Consider the following 12,500-nt stretch of genomic DNA (forward strand, 5'->3'; position numbering starts at 1 on the left):
CTAAGTTCCGATTTGCGATTAGACTATTAGGAAACATTCAGGAAAAAACAATATGAGTAGCACTCCGCTTCATTTCACGCGAATTGATCTTCCAGCGAATGTTCGATCGCAAATTATCGACATTTTGAATCAGACCTTAGCAAATACACTTGATCTCAAGACTCAAGTGAAGCAGGCTCACTGGAATGTCAAGGGAATGGATTTCTATCAGCTTCATCAGTTGTTTGATGAAATGTCATCCGAGTTGGAAGAGTTTATCGATCTGGTCGCTGAAAGAGTGACTGCTCTGGGTGGCACAGCGCTTGGAACTGCAAGACTTGCAGCGCAGACATCAGAGATTCCCGAATATCCGATCGATATTTTTGACGGAAAATCTCATCTGACTGCTTTAGCAGATCGTTATGCACCCTACGCAAAATTATTACGAGATGGGATTTCGGAAACAGACGATCTCGGAGATGCAGACACAGCAGATTTATATACTGAGATCTCAAGAGCGATCGACAAACGTCTGTGGTTTCTAGAAGCACATTTGCAAGCTGAGGGAACTCCAGTTTCAACCAACGGAAGTTCAGCAGAAACAAAAGCAACAAACGGTAAGAAAAAGTCTAAAAAGTAGACTCATCTTCTTCAAAAGCTGCGAACAATGTTGTCAAAATAACATTGGAAAATAGAAATCCTTCTGGATCAGTGAGTCGGATACTTGCTGCTGTGATTTCGACCCAGTTTGATGTTTGATAGGGTGCTAAACATTTCACAATTTCAGCGATCGCAGCTTCTCCAAATTGGGTTTTGAACTGTGCTAAATCAATGCCTTCTTTGAGCCGTAAGCCAACCATCAAACTATCTAACATCAGATCAGTTTGACTTACTTCGGCTTCAGATTGTGCTGTGCCAATCCAGTCGTAATACTCTTTCAGTTTGCGGGGGCGAGAAACCCGATCGCCATTCAAATAGCTGGTTGCTCCCATGCCAAAGCCATAAAACGATCGATTCTCCCAATACACGCGATTGTGTTGGCATTGATATCCCGGTTTCGCATAGTTGGAAATTTCGTAATGCTCAAAGCCCGCATTCGTCAACGTGCGTTGTGCGAATCGGTATAAATCAGCCGTTAACTCATCAGACGGAAGCGGCTTTTCACCCGGTTTCAATTGCTTTCCAAATGGAGTTTGCGGCTCGATCGTTAAATCGTATGTGGATAAATGTGTGGGAGAAAGCGCGATCGCTTGCTCTAACGACTCTTGCCAACTCTCGATCGTTTGATGCGGCAAACCTGAAATCAAATCCAAACTAAAGTTCTCAATTCCTGCTTGCCGGATCAGATCTACTGAAGTGTAAATATCTTCGACTGTATGTGTTCTTCCGCAGGCTTTCAAAATGTCCGATTGAAATGCCTGAGTGCCTAAACTAAATCGATTCACACCCGCTGATTTGAAGCCTTTAATTTGTTCGAGATCAAACGTTCCTGGATCAATTTCCATTGAAATTTCGGCATCTGAAAGAATGCCAAATCGGCGATCGAGCTTATCTAAAATTTGCTCAAGTTGTGACACCGCTAAAAGTGACGGCGTACCCCCGCCAAAAAAAACAGTTCTTAACGGTTCACCAAAATCATGAGAGCGATCAATTTCTTCACAGAGCTTTTCAATATATTGAGCAATAGTTCCAGAATTCCTGCCATTTCGTTGATCCCCTACAACCGAGATCGGAAAATCGCAATAAAAACAACGTCTTCGACAGAAGGGAATGTGCACATACGCGGAAGTTGGAACATTAAATTCCATAACAATTCACTCATTTTTTAGACCAAAATATTGGTTTTTCAAAACTCTCTGACGGTTGCCTCTCAGAAAGTCCAGCATTTGTATCACAAACTACGACTAAGATACGGTAAACCTCCCATGTAATCGGTATTTGGACACAGGAATCGATAAGCTCTCAAGATATAATGGTGCAAAGTCAAGCCCGATCGCTAAGCCTGACATACTCTAAAATTCTAGTCTGGCGAATTTCTGTCTTTAATTTCGCCTCAGAGACTTGGCACTTGGTTTGACTCGTAATTTTCCCGTACAGACGCGATCAAATGCGTCTCATCTTACCCAATATGCTTGACGCAATCATCATTATTTCATTCATCCTAGCAGGGGCGGGAACTGGCTTTCATGGCATTGAAGCATTGCCGGGAAGTGTACTGCAACAAGTCTCAAATCCAGATGCACTGCGCTGGGTCTGTGCGGGATTTGGGGCAATGTTTGGCTTAGCGATCGGGCTAATCGCGCAAAGCGGATTCCGCCGTATCGAGCGCCAAATCCGTCAACTTCCAGCTTATACGCTTCTGAGTCGCGCGATCGGCTTAGTCATGGGACTGCTCGTTGCCAATTTGCTCCTTGCGCCAACGTTCTTACTGCCGATTCCTCCAGAGTTTTCATTCTTAAAACCGCTGGTTGCTGTAGTTGGCAGCATTATGTTTTCGGTTTCAGGCATGTCACTTGCGGATGTGCATGGGCGATCGCTGTTACGGTTAATCAATCCGAGCAGTGCAGAAACGCTTTTGCTGTCTGAGGGAACGATCAAGCCTGCGACCACGAAAGTACTTGATACCAGTTGCATCATTGACGGTCGAATTGCTGATCTGTTAGATACAGGATTCTTGGAAGGTCAATTGCTCGTGCCGCAATTTGTCTTACAAGAACTTCAGCAAGTCGCAGATGCATCCAACGATCAAAAACGAGTGCGCGGACGGCGTGGACTCGACATTTTGAATCGGGTTCGAGAAAGTTATCCCGATCGAGTGATCATTCATTCAGCAGATTACGACGATATCCAAACCGTCGATGCAAAACTGGTGCGCCTGGCTCAAGAGATCAGCGCAACGCTCTTAACCACGGATTACAACTTGAATAAAGTGGCAACGGTTCAGAAAGTTCCGGTTTTGAATGTCAACGATTTGACCCAAGCGATTCGTCCTTCATACTTGCCAGGCGACAGCATCGACCTGAAAATCTTGCGAGAAGGCAAAGAGCCTGCTCAAGGCATTGGCTATCTAAACGACGGCACAATGGTTGTGGTTGAAGATGGGCGCAGTTATGTTGGTGGTGAGCTGCAAGTCGTGGTGACTAGTTCATTGCAGACCTCCGCAGGTCGCATGATTTTTGCCAAGCCGAAAACATCGGCTGTCGCTTGAAATGAGTCGAGTCCGAGAAAAACAATGTGCGCTCTGTGACAAATCCGCTCCAGTGCTCTACCGTATTCAATACGATGAGTTAGGGGAGTGGATTTTTGTATGTCGAGACTGCTGGAATCAAGTCAGTCAAGACAATCCCTTCTATCTCTATGGCGGCACTTGGAAAGCCCACAAACGTTAAGATCACTAAATTCCTTACTATCCGCCATGTCTCTGAATTCTGCCCAACTGACCGAGATTCGCCAAATTGTTCGATCGTGTGGACAACAAGCAAAAACTCTCTCTGCTGAAAAGTTTGAAGTGTTTCAAAAAGCGCCCGGTGATTTTGTCACCACGGTGGATCAAACGCTCGATCGCCAACTGTCTGAGTTTTTTACCCAGCTTTTTCCTCAAGACGGCATTATCACAGAAGAAAATGCCGACTCTCGAAAACGCTATCAGTCTGACTATCCAAGATTTTGGTGTATTGATCCCCTGGATGGAACGCAGGACTTTATTCATGGCGATCCCGATTACGCCGTTTTAGTTGGACTGTTAGAGCAGCAGCGTGCGATCGCGGGTTGGGTGTACGCTCCTGAGCACGACATTCTTTACTACGGCGGAAAAAATCTTGGAGTCTGGGAAGTTTTGGGTAACGCAGATCCCCAACCTTGCTTTAGCCCGCTCTCACCTCCGAATTCGTATCGCGTCATTATTGGCGACAAGGATTTCAGAAATACATCTGAGAAAATTGGGGCTGCGATCCCTGAAATTGAATTTTTGCGATCCCCTGGTAGCTTCGGCTTGAAAGTAATGAATGTGGTGTTAGGCAAAGCCGAAGTTTATATTTATTTGAATCGCCGCGTCAAAATTTGGGACACGGTGGCTCCGATGGCGATCGCCGAAGCTGCGGGATTAGTCTGTCTCGATCTCGATGGCAAACCGATTGAATTTACGCCGGAAGTTTTGGATTTAGAGAGTTTGGCGCATCAGCAAGCGATTGTCATTGGCAAACCTGCTGCGATCGAGTTTTTGCTGCCGCGCTTAAGAGATGTTCTTGATCCCCAACTCTCATATTGAGTTTGGCTGTGATAGATATCACGGTGAGAAAAAAGGGAACGTTAATACTGACCCCTTTTCTCCATGGATCGCGCAATGCAGACCGAAGTATTCAGTGAGTTATTTCCGTTACTGGCGGCAGCAAATCCAGAAACCCTAGACTGGTTACTTTCTGTCGCAACCGAGCACGAGTACCCCTCTGGCAGAGCCGTTTTGATGGAGGATGCTTGGGGCAATGCAGTTTATTTCGTGGTATCAGGTTGGGTTAAGGTTCGCCGACATTCTGGAACGGGTGAAGATGTTTCGACGCTGGCAATTTTAGGACGCGGGGATTTCTTCGGAGAAATGGCAATTTTAGACGAATCTCCGAGATCGACGGATGTGATTGCCCTCTCGAATGTCCGACTGATGAGCATTTCGGCGCAGCGCTTTATCCAGACTTTGTTCAAAGATCCTCAGTTGCATCATCGTATGTTGCAGTTGATGGTCAGACGGTTACGCCAGACGAATTTTCGTTTTCAGTTACGACATCAACCGCCTGCGATCAAGTTAGTCAATACCTTAGTCAGCTTAGGCGAGAATTATGGACAGACTTCGGGATCAGGAGTTGATATTTTCAATATTCCAGCGAAGGATTTGGCAGATGTGTCGGATATTTCAACCGAGGAAACGAGCAAGATTCTAGAAAAATTAAATAGCAAAGGCTGGATTCAAATTAATCCCGATCAGCAAGTGATTCATTTAGTGAATTTAAAACAGTTGATGCAGTTAGCAACCAAAAAACCTTAGTTCGATTTTAGAGTTGAAATTTCGGTGTCGGGTCGATTGATCCGACACCGTTTTATTTTTGGAATCAGATTCGTATGATAGGGGAGAGCCGTTTTGAGAATTAAGTGAGCATCAGCATGAACCGTGAAGATTTTGATTGGGCAGGATCACAGCAGTCTCAAGAAGTTTCCGATCCTGTAAAACCTTTCACGCTTCATTATGCGATCGCGATGCCTCAGCCAGAGACGCATCTTTTCGAGGTGACGCTACAAATCCGGAATTGCCAATCTGCTACAGTCGATCTCAAAATGCCAGTCTGGACACCGGGATCGTATCTGGTGCGCGAGTATTCTCGGCATCTCCAAGGCTTTAAGTCTGCCTCACCCTGGCGAAAATTAGCGAAAAATCACTATCAAATTTCAACTGAAGGCAAAGACTCAATCGAGCTTCGGTATCAAATTTTTGCGAACGAACTGACGGTCAGAACGAATCATCTGGATGAAAATCACGGCTATTTCAACGGAGCCGCTCTATTTTTCTACGTTCCAGGATTTCAGAATCAGCCGATTCCAGTCACGATCGAGCCTCCATACCCAGATTGGAAAGTTGTCACTGCTTTACCCGCGATCGCGAAAAATACATTCGTTGCAAAAGATTTTGATACATTAGTTGACAGCCCATTTGAGATTGGAAAACATCAATCTTATGAGTTTGATGTGTTAGGAAAACCTCATCAATTTGTGATTTGGGGAGAAGGAAAATTCGATCTCAATCGCTTAATTCACGACACGAAAAAGGTGGTCGAAGTCGAAGCAGAACTATTCGGTGGATTGCCCTACGATCGCTATTTCTTTCTGCTCCATTTAACGGCGAATTCTTTTGGCGGATTGGAGCATAAAGATTGCTGTTCGTTGATTTATTCTCGGTTGGGATTTCGAGCGAAAGACAAATACGATCGCTTTATCCAGCTCGTTGCCCATGAATTCTTCCATTTGTGGAATGTAAAACGAATTCGTCCAAAAGCTTTGGAAGTATTCGACTATGAAGGTGAGAACTACACCCCGTCTCTCTGGTTTAGCGAAGGAACGACCAGTTTTTATGATTTGATTCTGCCGTATCGAGCCGGGGTCTATGATGCAAAAGCCTATTTAAATGCTTTGAGTCAGGAAATTACACGCTATTTGAATACGCCAGGTCGGATAGTTCAGCCGTTAAGTGAATCGAGCTTTGATGCTTGGATCAAACTCTATCGACCGGATGCGAACAGCGCAAATTCTCAGATTTCTTACTATCTCAAAGGTGAGATGGTGACATTGCTGCTAGATTTGGCAATTCGGATCAAACACGCGAACCAACGATCGTTCGACGATGTAATGCGCCAAATGTGGGAGAAGTTTGGAAAAGACGAGATCGGCTTTACTCCAGAAGACTTAACGAGCGTGATTGAATCCGTTGCTGGATTTGATTTGACGAATTTCTTCGATCGCTATCTCCACGGCACAGAAGAACTGCCATTTGATGAATATTTAGCTGGATTTGGATTGCGGCTCAGTTCAAATGCAGGTTCTGCAACGCTGCCTCCATTGACCGGAATGACGGTAAAAACCGAGAACGGGCGAGAAATGATCAAGTTTGTTGAAGCGGGATCACCTGCTCAGAAAGCTCGGATCGATCCGGGTGATGAATTGCTCGCAATCGATGGATTACGAGTTGCGTCAGGTCAATTTGAGGAGCGTTTAAGAGATTACAAACCCGGAGATACGATCGAACTGACGCTGTTTCACGGCGATGAATTGAAAACACGATCTCTGACGCTAGGTTCTCCGCGCGCGACACAATTTGCGATCGAAGCGATCGAGCAACCTTCTTCGCTGCAACAAAGCAATTTTGAAGGTTGGCTCGGTGTACCGTTAAGTGCAGTTAGCCGTTCAGTTGAGAAGTGAATCTGATAGGGAGACAGGAAGCAATCCGAGCCTATGTTCTCCCTACTCCCCACTCCCAAAGTGAGCGCAGTTGACGACTAACTCGATTTCTTCTCCGCCTCATCCGTCTCCGCCTTTTCCGGCTTGAGCAATGGGAAGGCAATGACATCGCGAATGCTCGCGGCATCGGTGAGTAGCATCACTAATCGATCGATACCAATTCCTAAACCTCCCGTTGGCGGCATCCCATATTCCAACGCTGTTAAGAAGTCCTCATCAACGCCTTGGGCTTCTAAGTCTCCAGCCGCTTTTCGAGCAGCTTGAGCTTCTAAACGTTCACGCTGATCTAAGGGATCAGTTAACTCTGAAAAACTATTGGCAGTCTCACGACCGACCATAAATAATTCAAAGCGTTCAACCAGTCCGGGCTTCGATCGATGTGGCTTCGCTAGCGGAGAAATTTCGACCGGATAATCCAAAATAAACGTCGGTTGAATCAAGGTCGTTTCGACTGTTTGTTCAAATGCCTCGTTCAGTAATTTGCCGATCGAAGGACAATCTTCGATATTCTGCAATCCAGCCGCTTTTGCCGCCGCTTTTGCCGCTTCTAAATCGGTGAATGCTGCAAAATCGATCCCAGTCTTTTCCTGCACAATTTCATGCATCGTGACTCGTCGCCAGGGTGGAGTCAGATCAACGGGTTCACCTTGATACGTTAGCTTGAGTGTCCCGATCACATTCTGGGTCACGGTTGTGATGATTGCCTCAGTCAGGTTCATCATGTCGTGATAGTCAGCGTAGGCTTGATAAACCTCGATCGACGTAAACTCCGGATTATGCCGAGTCGAAATCCCTTCATTTCTAAAAATTCGACCCAGTTCAAACACTTTCTCAAATCCGCCCACAATCAAACGTTTGAGATGCAACTCTGTCGCAATTCGCAGATACAACTGCATGTCCATCGTGTTGTGATACGTGATGAACGGACGCGCATCCGCTCCACCCGCTTCACTCATCAACACAGGCGTTTCAATCTCAATAAAGCCTTGCTCATCTAAATAACGCCGAATTCCAGCCGTGATCAAAGCCCGCTTGCGGAAGGTATCGCGCACTTCAGGATTCACAATCAAATCAACGTAGCGCTGACGATAGCGTTTTGCGACATCTGTTAAACCATGCCACTTATCCGGCAAGGGCAACAGCGACTTCGTGAGGATGGTGTACTCTTTCACGTAAATCGATAATTCGCCTTTATCGGTGCGCTTGATGGTGCCTTTCACGCCCAAGAAATCACCTGCATCTGAGAGCTTATCGAGCTGCTTGAATGCAGTTTCGCCCATGTTTTCTTGAATCCGCTTTTTTTCTAAGTAAAGCTGAATCGTTCCGGTTTCGTCTTGAATAGTAAAAAATGCCAACTTACCCAAGAAGCGGCGCAGCATAATCCGACCTGCGATCGCAACTTCGATCGGGTCTTCTTCACCGCTCGGCAACTCAGCAAATTTTTCCTGCAACTGTGCCGCAGAGTGCGTTGATTCCCAGCGATAGGCATAGGGATTGATCCCCAACTGCTTGAGTTGATCAACCTTTTCGATCCGAGTTTGGCGAAGTTCGTCTGACATAGAAATTGAGAGAATGCAGCCTTTTATTATAGAAGTGCAACGGGCAAAGAAGTGGACATCGCAATTATCAATTTGAAATTCACGATCTTTGAAATTCACGATCGCTTCACTCAATGAGGCTCCTTGACACGCTAAGATAAACTTTGGTCTTATCACGCCACATAGGGATGCCACTGTGCTGAAAAGCCTGATTGCTGACTTCAAAATTATTTTCGATCGTGACCCTGCTGCCCGGAACTGGCTGGAAGTTTTGTTTTGCTATCCAGGGCTGCAAGCTTTGATGTTCCATCGCTTCGCTCACTGGTTGTACAAAGTCGGCATTCCGTTTGTGCCGCGCCTGATGTCGCAAATTTCCCGGTTTATTACTGGGATCGAGATTCACCCTGGAGCAACAATCGGACAGGGTGTGTTTATCGATCACGGCATGGGTGTTGTGATTGGTGAAACGGCGATCGTCGGAGATTATGCGCTGATTTATCAAGGGGTAACGCTAGGCGGAACTGGTAAAGAGTGTGGAAAGCGTCACCCGACCCTGGGCGAAAACGTGATTGTGGGAGCCGGAGCGAAAGTTCTAGGCAATATCCAACTGGGTAATAATGTGCGGATCGGGGCGGGATCAGTTGTCCTGCGCGATGTGCCTTCGGATTGTACCGTTGTGGGTGTGCCGGGACGGATTGTTTACCGGGCGGGAGAGCGAGTTGAGCCGTTAGAGCATGGACGACTGCCGGATTCAGAAGCGCAAGTAATTCGGGCACTTGTCGATCGTATTGAATCTTTAGAGCAACAAATTCAGATTCTGCAAACTCGTGATTCTTTAGCTGTTTGCTATGCGATGCCTGCGGCTGAAGCTTCTGAACCTGCTGTCGAAGAGGCTGCGGTTCAGGATGGAGAGGCTTGTCGATTGCGAGATCGCGTGATTGATGAATTTCTCGACGGCGCTGGGATTTAATTTCTGATATCGCACTCCTGTTGGATTTGTCAGATCGTGCAAGTTGGGGGAATGGGGAGCAATTTTCCCTGTTCCCCCATTTCACAGCCGATTGAGGATGGCGATAGATCACTTCTAGAGAGAGAGGGAACTTTCATTCAGATTACGACTATGAATGAAGCGGCTTTATGCTGCCCATAAATTAGACGGAATCAAGGAAACTCTCAAGATGAAAAAGTATTTAGTTCTGGCTTTTTGCGCGATCGTAGGACTTTGTTTTGCGTTTGGTAGCTCTCTATTTTCTTTGCAGGCGACGGCTCAAACTCCTCGCGTTCCTGCAACTCCGGCGCGGCAAGTGAATTTAATTGATGTGGCGTTTGTGAACGAAGCAGCACAGTCTGGCTTAGGCAATATTATGCTGGGTGAGTTGGCACTACAGAAATCGAAGAACCAAGCTGTGCAACAATTTGCCCAAGCTGAAATCAAAGAGCAGCAAGGCGTAAAGGCGAATTTGACGCAAATTGCTCCTCAGATTGGGGTGACACTTCCAACGGCTACAAGTGCGAAGTTTCAAGCTGCAATGGCACGGTTATCTCAGCTTTCTGGGACTCAATTCGACAATGCTTATCTCGATGAAGGTGGGGTAAATGCTCACTTAGAGGTTGCAGCATTGTTTCAGCGAGAAGCTGCTTTTGGACGCAATCCTGATTTGATCAATGTGGTTACGAATGGCTTACCCATCATCAATCAGCATTTCACGACTGCTAGCCGCTTAACAAATTATCAGTTTGCACAAGTGGCGCGACGTTATAACGAAACGCAAAATACTTCGGCTCGGTAGACCTAAACGCGAGCGAGTGAGATCGGACTCAATCAAGTTAGGGGAGTGGAGAAATTACTCCCCACTCCCCACTCTGTCTACCCCTTCATCAGCGATTTAAGGGTAACTTCCGGAGATCGCGGATTCCACCCCAATTCTTGCCGAGCTTTCGTCGCATCTACCCGAACACAGCGATCGTAGAGATAATGCACCCGCTCATTGTCGATTGGAGGTTGCCAACCTGAGAGGCGACCGATGGGATCAAGAATGCTCGCAACGATGCGCACTAAAGCTTTTGGAGCTTCGCGAGGGGCAGGGATTCCGGTTTCTTGGCTAAAGATCTCGAACATTTCTTGGGTCGTGAGATCACCTGCTGAAATGATGTAGTACTCGCCTGATTTTCCGCGATCGACGGCAAGAATCATTGCTTCTGCAAGATCATCGACATGAACAATTCCGGTGACTCGGCTACCTCCTGCCCAGACTTTCAGCCGACCTTTTTGAAATGCACTCAAGACAGGAAGAAAGTGCGGATCATCTTTACCGAAAATGCCAGAAGGCATAACGCTAGCAATCCATAAGCCATCTTTGACTGCTTGATCAACGAGTTGTTGAGCTTCGTATTTCGTACGATCGTAAGCAGAGGAAAATTCTGCTTGAGTGCGCTGAAAGGTTTCGTTAATCACGTTGCCTTGCGTATCCCCAAAAATCCCGATCGTGCTGCAATAGATCATTTTTGGGACATTGACGGCTTTTGCGACTTCTAAAACAGCGCGAGTTCCTTCAACATTTACTCGCTCCATTTCAACCGCATTCACGATTCCAAGTTCAACATAAGCGGCTGTATGAAAAACAACATCTACACCCGTCATGGCTTCCGTTAAAGCCGCACGATCGGTAATGTCACCATAAACAAAGTTGACATCACAGTCAGCAAGACGAGAGACATTACTAGATTTGCGAACCAATCCAGTGACTGAATCGCCTCGGGCTAGTAGTAATTTGACTAAATGAGATCCAGTAAATCCATTTGCTCCAGTTACTAATGCTCTCATAATTGCTTTTCGTACATGCGATAGGTTTTGTAGATTTTACCGCCTGATGCTTCGATCAGTTTTCTGGAGCGATCGTTGTCCTCGTACACCCAGGATAGTTCTGCTCGTTTGTAGGGTTTGCCTTTTTTGATTCCTCCTTGAAGTCCTAGATAGATTAATCCAAGCGGCACAAGTTTTCTCTGAAATTCGGGTAAGGAACAAATTGCAATCACCCGACCTTGATTAATCTGCCGACGATACCAGAGGAATTTAAGAATTCCGAGCCAATTGAGCTTGCCGTTCACGTATTTCAGCGGGATGTTGTAATCAGGTAATCCCATCCAGAAGCCAATCATTTCACCGTTGTATTCTGCGATCGGAAAGACATCGGGATCGACTAAATCTTGCAGCGATCGCGCTTCGTCTAAGAATTCTTCTAACGTTCGAGGGGTCGAACTCCAATTATTCGCAAATGCTTTATTGAAGAGGTTATATAAGCTCACACAATCTTGCTCAAATTCCTCGCCTTTAGTTCTTAACGGTCGGAATGTGACTCCTGATTTACATGCAATTCTATAGCCTTTTTCAAACTCAGGAGAAAGAGGTTTATCAAGTGGGAAATCATAGGCATAGGCATCTTTTGCTTTTGTCCAGCCGAGTGTTTCCAGATAAGTTGGATAGTAGGCTGGATTGTAAGGCATCATAACCATTGGAGGTGAGTCAAAGCCATCGACTAGAAATAAACAGTTATTGTGAGTCGAGAGATCAATCGGGCCTCGAACTTCGGTCATGCCTTGCGATCGCAACCAATTCTCTGCAGCTTCAAATAGTGCTTTTGCGACTTCAATATCATCCACGCACTCAAAGAAACCAAAGATCCCGATCGGTTTTCCTTCGCGTTCTACTAAGCGATCGTTCACCGCTGCGACGATTCTCCCGATCGCGGTGCCTCGACTAATCGCAATAAACTGTTTGAGCCTGCCGTATTGGAAAAAGGTATTTTCAGGCTTGAACTGCTTCGCAACATCGCTCCGTAAAGGAGGAACCCAGTTTGGATCTCCGGAGTACACAACCCAAGGCACATTGACAAACATGTCTTGCTCAGTTGCAGATGTCACCGGAAAGACTTCAAAGGTTGGCATGATTCTTGACCAGTTCTTCACTGCTGACTATACACTGGCAGA

Annotated in this window: 12 protein-coding genes; 8 read left to right on the plus strand and 4 right to left on the minus strand. The window is 46.2% G+C overall.

What is annotated here, in order from left to right; all coding sequences use genetic code 11:
- Positions 1–52: 52 nt before the first annotated feature.
- Positions 53–619 carry a DNA starvation/stationary phase protection protein Dps gene (gene dps, locus J0L70_RS12135; RefSeq protein WP_017285874.1) on the plus strand — a complete coding sequence of 189 codons (567 nt, stop codon included), beginning with the start codon at positions 53–55 and terminating at the stop codon, positions 617–619.
- On the opposite strand, the gene hemW is transcribed toward dps, so the two are convergent.
- Positions 609–1,787, minus strand: coding sequence for a radical SAM family heme chaperone HemW (gene hemW / locus J0L70_RS12140; protein ID WP_017285873.1), 1,179 nt, complete (start codon positions 1,785–1,787; stop codon positions 609–611). The genes dps and hemW overlap by 11 nt on opposite strands.
- Positions 1,788–2,107: 320 nt before the next feature.
- Here hemW and J0L70_RS12145 point away from each other — a divergent pair, with 320 nt between their 5' ends.
- From J0L70_RS12145 to J0L70_RS12165, 5 genes are all read left to right on the plus strand, one after another.
- On the plus strand, positions 2,108–3,187 hold the full coding sequence (locus tag J0L70_RS12145; RefSeq protein ID WP_017285872.1) for a PIN/TRAM domain-containing protein: 1,080 nt from the start codon (positions 2,108–2,110) through the stop codon (positions 3,185–3,187).
- Position 3,188: 1 nt separating this feature from the next.
- Complete coding sequence (locus tag J0L70_RS12150) at positions 3,189–3,368, plus strand: DUF8622 domain-containing protein (protein WP_017285871.1); 180 nt, start codon at positions 3,189–3,191, stop codon at positions 3,366–3,368.
- Between the two features lie 26 nt (positions 3,369–3,394).
- Positions 3,395–4,246, plus strand: a complete 852-nt coding sequence (locus tag J0L70_RS12155; RefSeq protein ID WP_017285870.1) for a 3'(2'),5'-bisphosphate nucleotidase CysQ family protein — start codon at positions 3,395–3,397, stop codon at positions 4,244–4,246.
- Positions 4,247–4,321: 75 nt separating this feature from the next.
- Positions 4,322–5,014: a Crp/Fnr family transcriptional regulator gene (locus J0L70_RS12160; RefSeq protein WP_026148354.1), complete on the plus strand. Its 693-nt coding sequence runs from the start codon at positions 4,322–4,324 to the stop codon at positions 5,012–5,014.
- Between the two features lie 116 nt (positions 5,015–5,130).
- Positions 5,131–6,936 (plus strand): M61 family metallopeptidase, encoded by a 1,806-nt coding sequence (locus J0L70_RS12165; protein ID WP_287454742.1) that lies wholly within the window; start codon positions 5,131–5,133, stop codon positions 6,934–6,936.
- 77 nt (positions 6,937–7,013) lie between these two features.
- Here the strand turns inward: J0L70_RS12165 and lysS are convergent, their stop codons facing one another.
- Complete coding sequence (lysS, locus tag J0L70_RS12170; protein WP_268182539.1) at positions 7,014–8,534, minus strand: lysine--tRNA ligase; 1,521 nt, start codon at positions 8,532–8,534, stop codon at positions 7,014–7,016.
- 175 nt (positions 8,535–8,709) lie between these two features.
- Between lysS and cysE the strand changes: the two genes are divergently transcribed.
- The gene (gene cysE, locus J0L70_RS12175; RefSeq protein WP_287454745.1) at positions 8,710–9,483 is read left to right on the plus strand and encodes a serine O-acetyltransferase; all 774 of its coding nucleotides are present in this window, start codon (positions 8,710–8,712) and stop codon (positions 9,481–9,483) included.
- Between the two features lie 208 nt (positions 9,484–9,691).
- On the plus strand, positions 9,692–10,303 hold the full coding sequence (locus J0L70_RS12180) for a DUF4142 domain-containing protein (protein WP_036045149.1): 612 nt from the start codon (positions 9,692–9,694) through the stop codon (positions 10,301–10,303).
- A gap of 77 nt (positions 10,304–10,380) precedes the next feature.
- Here J0L70_RS12180 and J0L70_RS12185 read toward each other — a convergent pair whose 3' ends face one another.
- Positions 10,381–11,337 (minus strand): NAD-dependent epimerase/dehydratase family protein, encoded by a 957-nt coding sequence (locus tag J0L70_RS12185; RefSeq protein WP_287454748.1) that lies wholly within the window; start codon positions 11,335–11,337, stop codon positions 10,381–10,383.
- Positions 11,334–12,458, minus strand: coding sequence for a GNAT family N-acetyltransferase (locus tag J0L70_RS12190; protein WP_287454750.1), 1,125 nt, complete (start codon positions 12,456–12,458; stop codon positions 11,334–11,336). The genes J0L70_RS12185 and J0L70_RS12190 overlap by 4 nt, the downstream gene beginning before the upstream one ends.
- Positions 12,459–12,500 lie beyond the last annotated feature (42 nt).

The sequence above is a fragment of the Leptolyngbya sp. UWPOB_LEPTO1 genome, from assembly GCF_017302695.1.
Classification (GTDB): domain Bacteria; phylum Cyanobacteriota; class Cyanobacteriia; order Leptolyngbyales; family Leptolyngbyaceae; genus Leptolyngbya; species Leptolyngbya boryana.

Bases quoted from the DNA above. Each gene is read 5' to 3' on its own strand.
- dps (WP_017285874.1), top strand. From the start codon at position 53: ATGAGTAGCACTCCGCTTCATTTCACGCGAATTGATCTTCCAGCGAAT.
- hemW (WP_017285873.1), bottom strand. From the start codon at position 1,787: ATGGAATTTAATGTTCCAACTTCCGCGTATGTGCACATTCCCTTCTGT.
- J0L70_RS12145 (WP_017285872.1), top strand. From the start codon at position 2,108: ATGCTTGACGCAATCATCATTATTTCATTCATCCTAGCAGGGGCGGGA.
- J0L70_RS12150 (WP_017285871.1), top strand. From the start codon at position 3,189: ATGAGTCGAGTCCGAGAAAAACAATGTGCGCTCTGTGACAAATCCGCT.
- J0L70_RS12155 (WP_017285870.1), top strand. From the start codon at position 3,395: ATGTCTCTGAATTCTGCCCAACTGACCGAGATTCGCCAAATTGTTCGA.
- J0L70_RS12160 (WP_026148354.1), top strand. From the start codon at position 4,322: ATGCAGACCGAAGTATTCAGTGAGTTATTTCCGTTACTGGCGGCAGCA.
- J0L70_RS12165 (WP_287454742.1), top strand. From the start codon at position 5,131: ATGAACCGTGAAGATTTTGATTGGGCAGGATCACAGCAGTCTCAAGAA.
- lysS (WP_268182539.1), bottom strand. From the start codon at position 8,534: ATGTCAGACGAACTTCGCCAAACTCGGATCGAAAAGGTTGATCAACTC.
- J0L70_RS12180 (WP_036045149.1), top strand. From the start codon at position 9,692: ATGAAAAAGTATTTAGTTCTGGCTTTTTGCGCGATCGTAGGACTTTGT.
- J0L70_RS12185 (WP_287454748.1), bottom strand. From the start codon at position 11,337: ATGAGAGCATTAGTAACTGGAGCAAATGGATTTACTGGATCTCATTTA.
- J0L70_RS12190 (WP_287454750.1), bottom strand. From the start codon at position 12,458: ATGCCAACCTTTGAAGTCTTTCCGGTGACATCTGCAACTGAGCAAGAC.